The sequence below is a fragment of the Sphingomonas sp. P2_B6 genome (assembly GCF_056404755.1).
This window is the reverse complement of the sequence record NZ_JBFUDK010000001.1, coordinates 40,089-55,222: the sequence shown is the minus strand read 5'-3', so window position 1 is coordinate 55,222 and position 15,134 is coordinate 40,089. Positions and strand designations below refer to the sequence as shown.

Sequence of the window (15,134 nt, the reverse complement as noted above, 5' to 3'; positions counted from 1 at the left end):
GGGAGAGCGGCGCCATGACCATCATCGTATTGGGACATATCCGGACCGGCAGCGGGGAAGGCGAGAAGCTTCGCGGCCTGCTGGTCGAGCATATGGCGACGACCAGTGCCGAGGACGGCTGCGAATTCTACAATTTCGCCTATGACGCGGGCGACCCCGACCTGATCCGCATCTCCGAACGCTGGGCCTCGGCCGAGGCGATCGCCGCGCATGGCGTCGCGGATCACCAGAAGGCGTTCGGTAAGAGCCTGGGCGGCTTCGACATCAGGGAGATCAGCGTGAAGGCCTGGGACCGCCAGTTCTGGAAGACGCTGATCGGGGACTGACATTGGGGACTGAGGGGGCGAACGAGCCGAATCGGGCTTGCCGGTCGTTCCGGCGGCGGCTTACCAACGGCACCATGTTGAAAGCCGCGATCGCCCTTCTCCTGCTCGCGCCCGCCGCGGCGACCTCCGCCTCGGCGCGCGATGCGCTGACCCAGACCGTCTTTACCGTGCGCGACAAGGCGGCTGTCCTGGCGCAACTCGCCGCCGTGGTGGACGATGCCAATGCGATCCTGGCCCGGGCGCCGGGGGACGGCGACGCGCTGCTTACCCGGGCGATGGCGATCGGATACCGCGCCAAGCTGACCAAGAGCCGGAGCGACGCCCTCGCATCGCGCGCGCAGTTCGAGGCGCTGGTCGCGCGCAACCCGCGCGACCCCGAGGCGCAGGCAGCGCTGGGCGGCTGGCATATCGACGCGGTCGAGGCGCTGGGCGGGCTGACCGCCCGCGCCGTGCTCGGCGCGCGCAAGGCGACGGGATATGAGGCGACCGACCGCGCCGTCGCGCTGGGCGGGGATCGGGCGCTGTTCACCGGACTCGCCGCGCTGCTGCGGCTGTCGATCGATCCGGCCGATGCGCGCGGCGCGGTGCTGGCCGAGGCCGCCACGCGCGGCACGACCCCCACGCTGCTCGACCGGATGATGCAGCGCCGCGCGGTCGAAATGGTCAACGCGCTCAAGGGCGGCGACCCGCGCCTGGTCAAGGCGCTGGCCAAGCGGCTGCTGCCGCTGGGGCAGATCAGGGACTAGCGCGCGCGCATCGCCGTTTCGTCCAACAACCTGGCCGGCGACCCTTCGCTGTTATCGAGCGATAACAGCGAAGGAACAGGGAAGATATTTTCTTTCCCTGTTTTTCTCCCGCTTTGTTGGATATATTATCTTTATATATCAGTATATTGATGGAATTATCCCTGTTCCGGCATAACAGCGAACGGGCCGCGCATAACAGGGAACGGGCCCTCCGATAACAGCGAGGATCGTCGTCGGGGCGGGGACCGGACATCGTCCAACAGGGTCGCGGTCATGAGAAACAGCAGGCGGACATGCAGACTGCACCCGCCACCCGCGCTGTGGCACGATCTTCGCGCGGGTTGAATCGATCCGCGGCCGGCAGGGGCGATTTCGACGTGCGATTGTCGGGGCGGCTTCCGCGCTTGCATCCGGCGCGTCACCCGCATATGTGCCCCACCCTCGGTCGGGGCGTAGCGCAGCCTGGTAGCGCATCACACTGGGGGTGTGGGGGTCGCAGGTTCGAATCCTGTCGCCCCGACCAAGATTTTTCACACCGTTTCGATTGTTGCGCGGGCATCGGAAGGTGTCCGCTTCCCCTGCGCGCGCCTTGTAAGGGAAGTGTAAGAAGTGCCCCGAGGGATTGCCTCTCATCGCAACGCCCGCACCGAGGGCGCGAGCCGCTGCACAGTGCTTCAAGAGTTGGGTTCGCTGGCCTAAATCTCTGGCATCGTTATATTTCGCGTACCCTATCACGCATCGGGGTGCTAGATCATGACTGATCGCAGCCCCAGGATATAATTGAAATGATTCGGCTTGATGCGAAGCTCGTTCTAGGAACTTGTCGGATAATGTCGTCTTTGATGACGACACTATCAGCATACGAGAATGAAGGTTTTCTTGCGGGCCACGCAGAAGTAGGGTTGGACGCAGATGCATATTTCGTGATTCTTGAAATGGTCAAGAAGCTCAAAGATCATTTTATTGAACTAAAGCTTCCAGTGTCTACAAAGAAATCAGAAGATTTGCTGGGGAGATTGAACCTCTTTACCCCATCGAGCACAAGGCAGGGATGTTATGAAATCCGACCGCCAAATTCTACATTTTTAATTCGAGATTGGGATGCATTGTACCAGATGGTAGCAACCGAACTCGGCGACAGAAGAGTGGTGGTGCTGGACATAAGGTTCGATAAAGATATTTCTGAACTTGTGGATGAAGAGACTCTTGCAAAACTCCCTAAGGCTCGTGAGGATTTAGAAGAATCGTTATCGTGTCTGCAATCAGGTCACTATACAGCTTCAGTATTTCATCTTATGAGAGTACTTGAGTACGGAGTTTCCGTTCTTGCCAAGAAGTTAAAAGTGAATATTGATACAAAAAATAGTAATTGGTATCAGCTAATTATCCACATTAATAAGGCAATTACGTCACTTTCCTCCGCGACAGTGGGCGCAAAGGCAAAAAAACAAAAACTGGCGGCAGCATCGGCGAGCTTAGATACTGTACGTATTGCTTGGAGAAACGACGTTATGCACCCAAAATCCAATTATACTAAAGAAGAGGCGGTGCTCATAAATAGTCATGTATTAGGATTTATCAAATCTCTGGCTAGTATCGTTTAATTCCGAGAATTTTTCAATTCTTGTCCGTTTGCTTGCAAGCGCGTTGTGGGCTTTTGCAGGATTTAGTTCGCCAGCGTCCACTGGATCGCGCTATATGCGGTGACAGGCGCAACAACCCCAAAATTGACCTTTCATGTCTATTCCGGGCACGGCGCGAAGTCAGCGTGAGTAACCCTCTAAAAGCGTAAAGAGGTTGTTGCACGTGTCGTTATTCCCCATTATTTCTGTGTTCTGGAATAAGTTTTTATAATTTGCCGCAACTGCCAGAACGCCATTCGGCGCTCGCAACCATCTATGTGGGTCGTGCTAGCACTATGCTAGCCGCGCAGGTTGGCGCGCTTGTGAGTTCTCTATGGTTGTGATTGCGCGAAACCGTATTTCGTGCAATCTCCAACGCTATTGATACTTGAGCGAAACAGTTTGGGAGAGTCCGAATGTCCGAATCTGACGATGTGGCGGCCGATACCGGCGATGTGCGGCATAGCCTTGAGGATGATGGCTATCTATTTGTCACCAAGACTGACGGCCTTTCGTACTGCGGCGGCAATGCTTGCGCAGTTATAGATGTCTGGGCAGAGATGGTTCCCAGCGCTCCTAACACCATAGACTATTTTCATGTCCGAAATAACTCCGACAAGACGGTAAACGTCACCCTAAAGTGGGTGAACTACGTGGGGGGAAAGGGCGCTTACACCACATTGAATCTCGCGCCGCGGGCGATATTTGACTCTGGTTCTGTCGCGAACCTCGGGTTGATTGGTTATTACTCTAGCGCTGCCAGTTACCAATAATATTTGAATGTAAACAGAAAAACACCGGGCGTCTGTAACGGTGACACTGCAACAATCTAAACTTGACCTTCCATGCCTCTTCGGGGCGCTGCGCGAGCCTGCGCAAGTTACCGCCTGCGAGAATAAACGGGTTGTTGCACATATTACCGTTAAAACATGTTAAAATGTGGTCGCCGGAGGCCGTGAAGCAGCGAGGTTGAAGTCAAGACCTGCGATCTTCTTTTCGTACATGCGGCCGGCTGAAATGCAAAGCCAATATTGCAGCACCGTATAGAAATATTGCAACTTTGGTCATTCGCCACAAATAATTTGGCCAACCGCAATATTCCTGCATTCCAGTCCATACGCCGTACGCAAAAATTGTTCCGAAAAGAAGTATCCACGGGATGGTCGCCAGCACCGCTGCCCTGCGCTAACTCATAGTGGCGTCCATTTGCACCTCCCGCTTTCGATCGCCTGGCAGTTTATTCGAAACGACCAACCTCCGCAATTGGGTCGTTTTGCAGACCGGCTGACTCTGCCGCGCGCGCGACGCTAATAGCCACGCTGACTTACTGTCAGTGAGCGCCGCCTTCGGCTTGAACAGCGTCTGATCCGGATCAGCCGCCCCGCCGGTAGCCGGCGTCGCGCGCGTCGATCGCGGCTTGCCAGACTCTCAGGACGTTGCCGCCCCACAGCTTGTCGATCGCTTCCGGCGCATAGCCGCGGCGTTCCAGCTCGGCCGTGACGTTGGCGGTTTCGCCGACATCCGACCAGCCGGTGACGCCGCCGCCATGGTTGAAGTCGGACGACAGCGCGACATGGTCGATGCCGATCCGCTTCACGGCAAAATCGACCGCGTCGACCAGGTTGGACACCGTCGCGGCCGGCTCCTGGCCTACAATGTCGTGGTAGCGCCGGTCATAGTCGGCCTGGCGATCGGGCGAGAGGAGCGTGCCGCCGGCCGGGGACAGGCCGAATTCGGCCTGAAGGGCAGCGACCGCCTTTAGCGTCTCCGGGCTGCGCGCGCGCAGATAGGCGCTGAACGCGTTGATGCCGATCACGCCGTCCTTCGCCTTCAGCGCGTCGAGCTGCGCGTCGCTCAGGTTGCGCGGGGTGTCGACCAGGGCGCGGACGTCGCTATGGGTGGCGATGACGGGCGCGCGGCTGAGCGCGAGCACCTGGTCAAACGCCTGATCCGACAATTGCGAGACGTCGATCAGCACGCCGAGATCGTTGAGGCGCTTCACCGCCTGGCGGCCGAGCGGCGACAGGCCCTGATGTTCGGCGGGCCGGTCGCCCAGCTGCAGCGCGGGGCGCGAGGAATCGGCGAACTGGTTGTGCCCGGCATGGACGAAGCCGAGGATGCCGACACCCCGCGCGTGCCAGCGGTCGAACGCGTTCAGGTCGTCGCCGAGCGGCCAGGCGTTCAACAGGCTCTCGACCACCGCGACCTTGCCGCTCGCGACGATGCGGCGGACATCGGCCGGGCTGCGCGCGAAGCCGGCAAGGGTGGGATTAAGATCGGCGATGGCGTGGATCGCCGCGTCGCGGACGACAAAGGCCTTTTGCGCTTCCGCGAGGGTGGCGGGATCGCGGGCGCCCTGCGGCACGAACAGCGCGATGGCCGCGGTGGTCAGTCCGCCCTTGAGGGCACGGACCAGATCGAATTGCGAACCCGGATCGGACAGGCCCGACCAGCCCGGCGTCACCGCCGATTTGGGAAGATCGATATGGGGATCGAACACGATACTCTGCGCCGCGAGCGGGGTGGTGGCGAGCAGGGCGGCAACCAGGGCGATGGGCGCCGATATCATGAACCGCATGGTCAATTCCTTTGCTTGAGTTAGCGCAATTCGGGGTAGCCGGCGGCGGCGGCGTCGCTTTCGAGCGTGCGAAGCGGGGCGAACCGGTCGACGCCGCCGGGGACGATATCCGCCAGGAACAGCGCGGCGCGGGTGTCGGCGAGGCCGGGATCGGCGGCGACATGCGCCAGCGCGATGCGCAGCGCGGCGACGGTCTCGATGCCGGTGTTGCGCGAGGTCACGAACGGGGGCGTGGCCGAACTGGTGGTGGTGCCGATGGTCTGGAGGGACTCGGTCAGCTCGGGCTCGGCACGCGCGATCGCCGCGAAGCTGACCGCGTCGATCGCGGCGATATCGGCCTCCCCCATGACGATCGCGCTGAGGCTCTGGCGGTGCGCCCCGGACTCGCGAACCTCGGCGAAGAAGCGGCCATCGGTGGCAAGCGGCGCGATGGCGGCGCGGAACAGGTTCAGGCCGGTGTTGGAGTGACGATCGTTGATCGCGGCCCGGCGATCGCGATAGGCGTCGAGCGTCGTCGCATCGCCCTGGCGAGTCACGAGCAGGCTATGGTGCAGGGCGTCGCTACAGCCCGGCGCATCATAGACCGGCAGCGCCAGCACGCGCAGGGCGAGCGAGTCGTCAGTCACCAGTGGGAAGCCGCAGATCTGCCCGAACAGCAGGTCGGGATCATGCCAGCTATCCTGGACCGAGCGCGTGCGATCGAGCCGGTCGGGCACGCCCGGGATGCCGCGGTCGCGCAGGATGCGCGCGAGTTCCGCCCAGAGCTGGTCGTTCGCCGCCCGCTGGCGGCCATGATCGTACATGCCGAGCGAGGCGGTGCCGGTCCTCATGCCCGCTGATCGCCGTGATGGGGGTGGAGCTGCACGTCATGCGCGGCGCGCGAGAAGCGCCGGACGATCTCGCCATAGCCGGCATAGCGTACCGTGCCGTCGCCGATCAGGCGGGTGCGGTGCGCGCGGTGATGCGCCGGCAGCCGGTACCAGGGCAGGCCGGGGCGGTCGTGATGCGCGGCATGGAGGTTGTTGTTGAGGAACAGCAGGGCAAGCGGGCCGCCCCGCTCGACCGTCGCCGCACGCCCGCTGGTGGCCAGATCGGCGCGGTGCTCGGCATAGGAGCGCAGGTTGGTGAGCGCCATGCCGGGATAGACGAAGCACAGCACGTAGCGGCCGATGCCCAGCCCGACATGGTCGAGCCAGACCAGCAGCAGCGCGACCGCCAGCAGATGCGGCACCCAGTCGCGCAGGACCTGCAACGGCGCCGACCGGGCGCGACGCGCCTCCTCCCGCGCGAATTTGGCGATCGCGATCGGCGGGCCAAGCAGCAGGTGGCCGGGCAGCGTCGACTGGAGCCGGGCGGCGACCCAGTCGATCCCGCCGCGCCGGTCGACATAGCGGGATTCGGGGTCCTCGTGCGGATCGGTGATCGCCGGGCTGGCATGATGGGCGATATGGCTGCTGCGATAGAGCCGATAGGGAAGCCATAGCGACAGCGGGACGAAGCCGATCGCGCCGTCGATCCAGCGGATGCCGGTCGGGTGGCCATGGATCGTCTCATGCTGCAGCGATCCGTGCCAGGCGAGCAGCCAGCCGCCGATCAGCACGAGCAGCGGGGCGGGGATCGAGGCGTGCCAGAGCGTCGCGGCGATCCAGCCGCCATAGACCGCCACAGCGATGGCGATGGTCGGCCAGCCGATAGGTCGAACGGTCGGGGTGATGAACGGCGGGCGAGACAAAATCATGCGGTGCGGGGCCTTTCCCAAGGTCCCGGCAAATCTCCATCAATTTGATGGGATATTCAACGCAGGGAGGAATTGGGTGCGGCGAAGTTTTGCTTTTCCGGGATGAACGCGCGCGCACCACGCCTGGCGGCCGTCGCGGCTGGACCGGCCCCGTAAAACACTTTTCCTATATCATATATTTGATATAGGTCTGCGCCGACTCCACGCTCCGACATGGCAAAAGCCAGGGGGCGGCGGAGAGAAGAATATCCGGCGGCGCGCGCCGGTCCTTTTGGAGGGAGATGAGGATGCGTGTTCTGACGACCATGATGACTGCCGGGATGATGGGGGCCGCGGCGATGCTGGCGCATCAGGCTTTCGCCCAAACCGCAGGGCCCCAGGGCGGTCCGCCTCCGGGCGCCCGCCCCGCGCCGCCGCCGCCGATCTTCGGCTGGGTGCCCAAAAAGACCCCGGTCCAGGCCTATGTCGCGCCGAACAAGCCGTGGTGGAAGCTCTCCGACGTGCTCGCGCTGCACAAGGGCCAGGCGACCTGGTCCCAGCCGATCGTGCGCAACAAGGACCTGATGGCCGACTGGCATCAGCTCGCGCCGGGCGGCAAGACCACCCCGGTGCTGTCGGCCGACAACCGCGTCGCGATGATCGTGTGGAGCGGCCAGGTGCGCGTCAACATCAAGGGCCAGGAGCCGTTCGTCGCCTCCAAGGGCTTCGAGATCAACATTCCGCTGCGCCTGCCCTATTCGCTCGAGACGGTCGGCAGCGAGCCCGGCCTCTGGCTCGAGGTGCATCAGGCGGGCGACATCCCGATCTATCCGGTCGAGAGCACGCCGGACAAGCCGGCCGATGTGAAGGGCATCACCTATACCAAGACGATCCTGTCGGGCGGCGACGGCGTCTATGACGGGCCCAACAAGCCCTATCTCGACTATTACAAGGATGTCGTCGCCGGGGGTGCCCGCGCGGGCGCGTTCATCGCCAGCGACCACATGTTCGTGAACAACATCCGCGGCAAGGGCACGCCCACGCCGCCGCCGAGCAATCTCGGCCATTTCCATACCGACTATTCCGAGTTCTGGTTCGTGATGGAAGGCAATATCGATTATCAGATCCAGGGCATTCCCGTGTTCACCGCGTCGCCCGGCGATGTGGTGACCGCCGAGGTCGGCCGCTGGCACCGCGCCAGCTGGGGCGGCACGGTCGGCGAGATGGCGACCCGCGTCGCGATCAACCCGTTCCCGCGCGGCCTGCACAATTACACGCCGGAATCGATGGGCCGGCAATAAGGGCGTCGATTCATCCTATCGGACACCCCGCCCGCGAGAGCGGGCGGGGTTTCTTTTGAGGGCACGTCACCACCAGTCGTCACCGCGGACTCGCTCCGGGGCCGCGCGCCGCATGGCAACCAGCCTCCATTCCTGCGGGCCGATGGATGCCGGAACAAGTCCGGCATGACGGGACTGCTGGAATGGTCGTCAGGAATGTCGGCGCCTCAGCGCGCCAGGGCGGCGAGCTTTCCCGTATCGACCGAGGCCACGGCCTGTTTCAGCGTATCGATGCTCGGCGCATTGCCGTCGGCCGAGACCATGAAGCGGCTCGCGACCATCGTGCCATAGCTGCCATGGTTCGATTCGGTATTCCATTTCTCGGACACCATCGCGCCACCGACCATCTCGGTCTTTTCATAACCGGTCGCGGTCTGCTTGCTCGACTGCATGTTCATCGCCCCGCCCAGCGAGGCGAGCGCGCCGGCGGCGCCCATGTCGGTGACCGACAGGCTGAAGCTCTGATCGCCCGAGCTATAGCGCCCCTCGGCATGGCTGCCGGTGATCCCGCCGACACCGCCGCTCTGCGATTCCACATCGCCGCGCGTGAAGCCGCCGATCGACCCCGGCAGCATCGCCTGAAGCGTGGCGGCGGGGATCGGCGTCGCCGTCCCGTTCTGCATCTTCTCGGTCGCCGCCTTCATGTTGGCGACGGCGGCGTTGGCCTTGTCGAGATCGACCTTGCCCACCCCCGGCAGGTTCAGCGATCCGCCGACCGTACCGCTATCGGTGGCGGCGCTGATCATCGGCCGCGCCAGCGAGGAACCGACCTGCGCCGCGACCGCGCCGCAGACCAGGAACAGGATGATCGCGACGAGCATCGTCACCACGATATAGGCCGTCGCCTTGCCCTCGGGCACCTTCATCAGGATCGGCAGGCCGACCCAGAGCAGATAGAGGCCGTACAGCCCGAGCAGGCTGAGCCAGGCAAGCGACGGGATGATCTGGAAGATGCCGGCCAGCCAGCCCGCGGTCCCGGTGAAGGCGGCGACCTTGAAGGCCGATACCGGGTTCCGGGTGCCATCGAAGCTGGGCGCCAGCGCGTTGATGATCAGCGACAGGAGATAGACGCCGATCAGCGCCATGACATAGCCGATCAGCGCGGTCCCGATCGCGGCGCCGATCGGCGGGCGATAGGTGACGCCGAGAAAGCTGTAGCCGAAGACGAGCGTGCCGATCAGCCCGGCAACCGGGCCGATTGCGGCCAGCGGCACGACCCACCCCGTATAGATGCCCTTGATCGTCATCGGTTCCGCGTCGATGCGCGGCCATTCCTGCGCGGGCGCGGTCAGCAGTCGCTTGATCCGTTCCACCATGTTTGTGGGTCGATCGCCTGGAATTTGCGTGGCCATTGCCTGCTCCCTGTTGCTCTCCCCCCTTGCGCGACCCTAGCCCGGGGCGTCCCGAAGGATAGGATCAAGGCGACATGCGCGGCGGTTTCGCCCCGATCCGGCCATAGCATGGATCGGGGCTGTCGAGCATTACAGAGATGCGGCAGCGCTATTTCAGGGCAGCGCTGTCCAGCTTCAGGGCGCTGGCCGGGATCAGCTTGAGGTTCGGATAGTCCTTCCTGAGTGCCTCGATGAAATCCTTCGAATCCCCTACCACGACGATGCTCGCCTTGCCCGGATCGAGCAGCGTGGCGGCCGCGGCCTGCACCGCTGCGGGATCGACTGCCGAGACTTTCGTGGTGAAGGCCTTGAGCTCGCTCAGCGGCACCTCCTGCACGACATAGTCGCCCAGCACGTCGGCGATGCCGTCGGTCGTCTCCACGCCGCGGCCGAAATCACCGATCAGCGTCGCCTTGCGCGGCTCGAGCTCGTTCGCGGGCACCGGCTCGGTGCCGAGACGCTTCATCTCGGCGACCATGATCGCGACGGTTTCGGGCGCGGTCGGGTTCTTGGTCTGAGTCCGCGCCGAGATCGACCCCGGCATGCGCCGCGCCGACAGGGAGCTGCCCGCGCCATAAGCGAGGCCGCGCTTGATCCGGATCTCCTGGTTGAGCCGCGACGAGAAGCCGCCGCCAAGCACGGTGTTGGCGACGCTCGCCGGATAAAAGGCCGGGTCGCGCCGCGCGATGCCGGGGCGCGCGACGACCACGCCGGCCTGGCCGGCGCCGGGCATGTCGACCACGATCACGCGCGGCTGGGGCGATGGCGGCGCGCCGGGTGCAGCGGCTGCCTGGGCGCCGCCGGACTTCCAGCCGGCGAAGTTCTTCTCCGCCAGAGCCCTGGCGGCAGCCGGGGTGATGTCCCCGACCAGGATCAGGGTCGTCTGGCCGGGTTGCCATGTCGCGCCATAGGCTGCGCGGATATCGGTGGCCTTGATCGCCTTGAGTGAATCGGGCGTACCGGACAGGACATGGCCATAGGCCTGGTTGCCGTACACCGCGCGGCTCGCGACGAGGCTGGCAAGCTGGGCTGGATCCTTGAGCGTGACGGTGACGCCGTCGATCGCCTGGGCGCGGGCCCGCTCGATCTCCTCGTCGGCGAAGGCGGGGTTCCGCGCGACATCGGCGAGGATGGTCAGCGCGGGCGCGGCCTGGTCCGATTTCACCGTGACCGTGATCGACGAGCCGTCCCAGCTTGCATCGCTGCCGATCGACCCGCCAAGCGCCTCGACCTGCGCGGCGATCTGCGTGGCGGATCGAGTCCTGGTGCCTTTGGTCAGCAGATCGGCGGTCAGGTCGCCGACGCCGGCGCGGTCGGCCGGGTCGGCCGCGCCGCCGCCGGGCGCGACCAGCGTGGCGGTGATCAGCGGCAGATCATGCTTTTCGACCACCAGCACGCGCAGCCCGTTGGCGAGCCTGATCTCCTGCGGCGAGGGGATGGCGGCGGCGATCGGGGTCCCCGCCACGGGCGGCGCCAGGCGCTGGCCATCCGGGGCGGGCGTCACGATCGCGACATTGGCGGGCGCGACCAAGGGCGCGACCTGGACCGTCGAGGCGACCGTCACCGTATCGCCCTTGGCGTCTGCCGGAGCACCTTCGGCCGGGAGATAGTGGATCGCGGCCGAGCGTTCGTCGCGCAGATATTTCTTCGCGACGCGCTGGAGGTCGGCGGCCGTCACCTGGGCGATCTCGGCGATCTGGCGGTCGGACGCGCGCGGATCGCCGTTGATGATCACCGACGCGGCCAGCGCCGAGGCCTTGCCTTCCGCCGTCTCGCGGCCGCGGAGCACGCCGGTCAGGATCTCGTTCTTCGCTTCGGACAGCTCGGCGGGGGTGACCGGCGCATCGCGCAGCCGCGCCACTTCGCGGCGCAGCGCGGCTTCGCCGGCATCGGCGGTCTTGCCGCCGGCGAGGATCGCGAACACCGCCAGATTGCCCGGGCCCTGCTTGGTGTCGAGATAGGTCTCGGCGCTCTGGGCGAGCTGGTCGCGATAGACGAGCGTTTCGTACAGCCGCGAGCTTTCGCCCTGCGACAGCACGGCGTTCAGCACGGTCAGCGCCGGCATGTCCGCATTGTTGTCGGGCGGCACCGGATAGCTGATCATCACCGCGGGCAGCGGTGTGTTCTGTTCATAGACGGTGACATGCGTGGCGCTGGTCCGCTCCGGCTCGGTCACCGTCACGCGCGGGATCGGGCGATCCGGCTTCTTGATGCCCGCGAAATACTGGTCGACCCAGGCATCGAGCTGCTTCGCATCGAAATTGCCGGAGACGACGAGAATGGCATTGTCGGGCCGGTAATAGGTCGCATGGAAGGCGCGGACATCGTCGATCGTCGCGCTTTCCAGATTTTCCAGGCTGCCGATGCCCGGCCGGGCATAGGGGTGCGTCGTGTAGGAGATTTCCGGGAAATAGATCGAGAAGAGCTTGCCATAGGGCTGGGCGAGGGTGCGCAGCCGCAGTTCCTCCTTCACCACGTCGCGCTCCGAGGCGAAGCTCTTGGGCTCGACCACCAGGCTGGCCATGCGATCGGCCTCGGCGAACAGCAGGCGCTGCAGATGGTTGGCCGGCACCACCTCATAGTAGTTGGTATAGTCGTCATTGGTGGAGGCGTTGTTGTAGCCGCCGACATCCTCGGTCAGCCGGTCCATCTGCTCGGAGACGAGGTTACGCGTCGCCTTGAACATCAGATGCTCGAACATGTGCGCGAAGCCCGACCGGCCGGCGGGATCGTCCTTCGACCCGACATCGTACCAGACCTGCACCGAGACGTTCGAGGTGCCGGTATCGCGGATCGCATAGACCTTCAGGCCWTTGGCGAGAGTGCGTTCGGTGAAGTCGATCGGCTTCACCGCCGCGGCCGGCGCGGGCGCCTTTTGGGCCTGTACCGAAAGCGGGAGCAGGGCGGCGCCGAGCAGAAGGGCGGCACGATAAAGACGCATGAACGACTCCGGTAAGGCGGAAGGATTGCCGCAAGGTGTCGCTGCGGGGTCGAGCTGTGTCAATTGCGTGAGACACCGCGCGGGCGCGCGGCGGCAGGGGCAAACTGTGTCCGATCTATTGAAACGCTCGTTCCGGGGTGCGATGCATAAGGGGGAGGAACGGAGGGGGACATGCGCATCATCATCTTGGCGACGGTGCTGGCGATGGCACCAGCCGTATCGGCGCTGGGCGCACCGCAGTCGGGTCGCCTCGTTTCGTCTACCGTCGGGTCCATCACGGCGGTCACCCCGGGCGAAGCTTTTTATGTCGAGGTCGGGGTGGTGCCGGTGATGGCGTTGCGACTTTCCCGACCTTTCAAAAGCAGCATGAAAGGCTCCATGGGCTTCCCCTTCGCCTTTTCGATCGACAGTGTCGTACTGGTGAGCGCGGGCAGGAGCGCGGATGGGCGCTGGACCTATTTTACGCCCAGGGACAATGCTTTCACCGCGTCGCACGGTCTGCTGGGTTCAGTGATCGCGCCCGGCGATACGGTCGGCTTGCGAGTCAGCAAGTCCGGGGAACGCGAATGGTTCGTCGATAACTCGATTCACAACGGCTTCACCACCATCTGGACGCGCCGGGTAAAGGATACGGATCCTACCGTGACGTCCGAGGTTGGAGGGATCGAGTCGGATGGAAATCCCGCGGAACGTCTCCTTTTTCTCGGTACCGACGGGGACAAGGTCCGGGTGCGTGAGGAAACCATTTCCACCCATGGCCTCCAGCGCGACGATTTCGTCTTTCCGATGGACGCGACCGGGCGTGGGGCGGGGGCGATCAAGGGCGCCGAGTTCACCTTCGTCGCCACACCGCAACGAGCGCTTTTCACGATCACCCGCATGATGGGAAGTACCGATCGCCAGGCCGTCCCCGAACGGCCTGAGCCCGATCCGCAGCCCCGAACCGTTCCTCTGTCCGGCGGCAGGACGAGGCTTTAGAGCGGCGAGCGTTAAATCTGATCCGTTCGTCCTGAGTAGGGATCGAGGTGCCGAAGGCGTATCGAGAGCCCGTATCGAAGGACAGGTTGTCGCGCGGAACCTGTCCGTCGATACGCCCTCTCGATACGCCGCTGCGCGGCACCTCGATGGCTACTCAGGACGAACGGGTGGTGGTGGCTCTGATTTAATGCAAGCTACTCTAACGGCCCGGAATAGCGCGCGCGCTTGCCGGAGCGCCCGGACCATTCGGGCCGATCTGCACTGCCTTGTCGTTGGCCGCGCGCTTCTCGGCGAGGGTCACGATGCCGTCGTGATTGGTGTCCATGCCGTCGAACGCCGCCAGGGCGCGGGCGCCGGCCTCCTTGCGGCTGAGCCTGCCGTCATGGTCGACGTCGACCGCGTTGAACGCGGCGGTCGCGGCGTTCAGCATCTTCTGCGCCTCTTCCCGCGTCGGCGCGCCGGGGGTGCCCGGCGGCGTGCGGTTCAGCACCGCGCCCATGCGCTTGCCGAACTCCGCGCGGCTCATGAAATTGTCCTTGTCGGTATCGGCGCGGTCGAACACCTCCTTGACCTGTGCCTCGACCTGCGCGCGCGTCACGGGGCCGGTCGTCTTCCCCTGGGCGCCGAGCGGCGGCGCGAGGGCGATGGCGGCGAGCGCGGCCGTTCCGGCGAGAGCGATGGGGCGCATGATATTCCTTTCACGGGCGCGCCGGTGGGACCGGCGCACGGGGCATGTCCGGGCATGCGATAGGCGCGGCAAGCTATCCGCAGCGTGAACGCGCCGGGAAATCAGCCGGTCTGCACGAGGAAAGAGATGATGATCAGGGTGGCGATGCCCGCGGCGATACTTGTCGTCCAGCCCATCGCGCGAGACCGGGTCCAGCCGCTGGCGCCCAGGCTGAACAACAACGCCAGCAGCGCCAGCATGAAACTCAGCGTCATGCCAATCTGTGCCGTGCCGGCCAGGTGCGCGGCGTGCGCAGGCGCGTCGGGATGAAGCGCCGCGATCAACATGGTCGAGCCGACCACGGCGACGATGAAGCCCACCGCGGAAACCGCCGCTCCAACAATCGCCGCGGCCGCCGGCCGGCTCCGCTGTCCGGCGGTGAGGAAGGTTGCGAGATAGGTCGCGGCGAACCCGCCGAGAAACGCGCTCAACGCGCCGATCTGCGTGGCGAGCGTCGAGAGATAGGCGGGGGCGAGCTGCTGCATCGGCGCGATGGTAGGGCGCGACGGCCGCGACGCAAGCGAGAGCGTGTCGGCGCGCGTAGTGACGCGGCGTCGCCCTTGCGAAAAATCTATGACGGCAAATTGAACGCGGTGGGGACTGGCAATCGTCTGCCCTGACGCTCCTGCCCTTGGGGAAATGCCCCTCGATCGGCGCCGCGCCGCGATGCGCTGCCCAAATGGCTTGTAAATCTACGGCGACCACATTCCGAATCAGTATTGCAACCCTGCAACACAAGATGGAATCGAGCAGAGCGGACACTTTACA

General features: G+C 64.4%; 13 protein-coding genes and 1 tRNA gene. 7 read left to right on the top strand and 7 right to left on the bottom strand.

Annotated elements, in window-relative coordinates:
• Window positions 1-14: 14 nt before the first annotated feature.
• The 5 genes from AC1DX5_RS00275 to AC1DX5_RS00255 all read left to right on the top strand — a co-directional run bounded on the left by AC1DX5_RS00275 (window position 15) and on the right by AC1DX5_RS00255 (window position 3,467).
• A complete protein-coding gene (locus tag AC1DX5_RS00275; protein ID WP_478013697.1) occupies window positions 15-326 on the top strand; it encodes a putative quinol monooxygenase in 312 nt (103 codons plus the stop codon).
• 74 nt (window positions 327-400) lie between these two features.
• Complete coding sequence (locus AC1DX5_RS00270) at window positions 401-1,072, top strand: hypothetical protein (RefSeq protein WP_478013695.1); 672 nt, start codon at window positions 401-403, stop codon at window positions 1,070-1,072.
• A gap of 446 nt (window positions 1,073-1,518) precedes the next feature.
• A tRNA-Pro gene (locus tag AC1DX5_RS00265) sits at window positions 1,519-1,595 on the top strand.
• A gap of 319 nt (window positions 1,596-1,914) precedes the next feature.
• Window positions 1,915-2,676 carry a hypothetical protein gene (locus tag AC1DX5_RS00260; RefSeq protein ID WP_478013693.1) on the top strand — a complete coding sequence of 254 codons (762 nt, stop codon included), beginning with the start codon at window positions 1,915-1,917 and terminating at the stop codon, window positions 2,674-2,676.
• Window positions 2,677-3,110: 434 nt separating this feature from the next.
• Window positions 3,111-3,467, top strand: coding sequence for a hypothetical protein (locus AC1DX5_RS00255; protein ID WP_478013691.1), 357 nt, complete (start codon window positions 3,111-3,113; stop codon window positions 3,465-3,467).
• A gap of 599 nt (window positions 3,468-4,066) precedes the next feature.
• Here AC1DX5_RS00255 and AC1DX5_RS00250 read toward each other — a convergent pair.
• From AC1DX5_RS00250 to AC1DX5_RS00240, 3 genes are read right to left on the bottom strand one after another with little or no spacing between them, the layout of a single operon-like run.
• Window positions 4,067-5,272: a dipeptidase gene (locus AC1DX5_RS00250; protein WP_478013690.1), complete on the bottom strand. Its 1,206-nt coding sequence runs from the start codon at window positions 5,270-5,272 to the stop codon at window positions 4,067-4,069.
• Between the two features lie 20 nt (window positions 5,273-5,292).
• The gene (locus tag AC1DX5_RS00245; protein WP_478013688.1) at window positions 5,293-6,102 is read right to left on the bottom strand and encodes a phosphate/phosphite/phosphonate ABC transporter substrate-binding protein; all 810 of its coding nucleotides are present in this window, start codon (window positions 6,100-6,102) and stop codon (window positions 5,293-5,295) included.
• The gene (locus tag AC1DX5_RS00240; RefSeq protein ID WP_478013686.1) at window positions 6,099-7,010 is read right to left on the bottom strand and encodes a fatty acid desaturase; all 912 of its coding nucleotides are present in this window, start codon (window positions 7,008-7,010) and stop codon (window positions 6,099-6,101) included. The genes AC1DX5_RS00245 and AC1DX5_RS00240 overlap by 4 nt, the downstream gene beginning before the upstream one ends.
• Window positions 7,011-7,297: 287 nt before the next feature.
• Here AC1DX5_RS00240 and AC1DX5_RS00235 point away from each other — a divergent pair, with 287 nt between their 5' ends.
• Entirely contained in the window at window positions 7,298-8,290 is a 993-nt protein-coding gene (locus AC1DX5_RS00235; protein ID WP_478013685.1) for a cupin domain-containing protein, read from the top strand.
• Between the two features lie 206 nt (window positions 8,291-8,496).
• Here AC1DX5_RS00235 and AC1DX5_RS00230 read toward each other — a convergent pair whose 3' ends face one another.
• Both AC1DX5_RS00230 and AC1DX5_RS00225 read right to left on the bottom strand, forming a co-directional pair.
• Entirely contained in the window at window positions 8,497-9,681 is a 1,185-nt protein-coding gene (locus AC1DX5_RS00230) for a Yip1 family protein (protein WP_478013683.1), read from the bottom strand.
• Window positions 9,682-9,829: 148 nt separating this feature from the next.
• Window positions 9,830-12,661: a M16 family metallopeptidase gene (locus AC1DX5_RS00225; RefSeq protein ID WP_478013682.1), complete on the bottom strand. Its 2,832-nt coding sequence runs from the start codon at window positions 12,659-12,661 to the stop codon at window positions 9,830-9,832.
• 171 nt (window positions 12,662-12,832) lie between these two features.
• On the opposite strand from AC1DX5_RS00225, the gene AC1DX5_RS00220 reads away from it, so the two are divergent.
• The gene (locus AC1DX5_RS00220; RefSeq protein WP_478013680.1) at window positions 12,833-13,639 is read left to right on the top strand and encodes a hypothetical protein; all 807 of its coding nucleotides are present in this window, start codon (window positions 12,833-12,835) and stop codon (window positions 13,637-13,639) included.
• A 199-nt stretch (window positions 13,640-13,838) separates the two neighbouring features.
• Here AC1DX5_RS00220 and AC1DX5_RS00215 read toward each other — a convergent pair whose 3' ends face one another.
• Window positions 13,839-14,327, bottom strand: a complete 489-nt coding sequence (locus tag AC1DX5_RS00215; RefSeq protein ID WP_478013679.1) for an EF-hand domain-containing protein — start codon at window positions 14,325-14,327, stop codon at window positions 13,839-13,841.
• A gap of 101 nt (window positions 14,328-14,428) precedes the next feature.
• Window positions 14,429-14,851 carry a hypothetical protein gene (locus tag AC1DX5_RS00210; RefSeq protein WP_478013677.1) on the bottom strand — a complete coding sequence of 141 codons (423 nt, stop codon included), beginning with the start codon at window positions 14,849-14,851 and terminating at the stop codon, window positions 14,429-14,431.
• Between the last annotated feature and the right edge of the window lie 283 nt (window positions 14,852-15,134).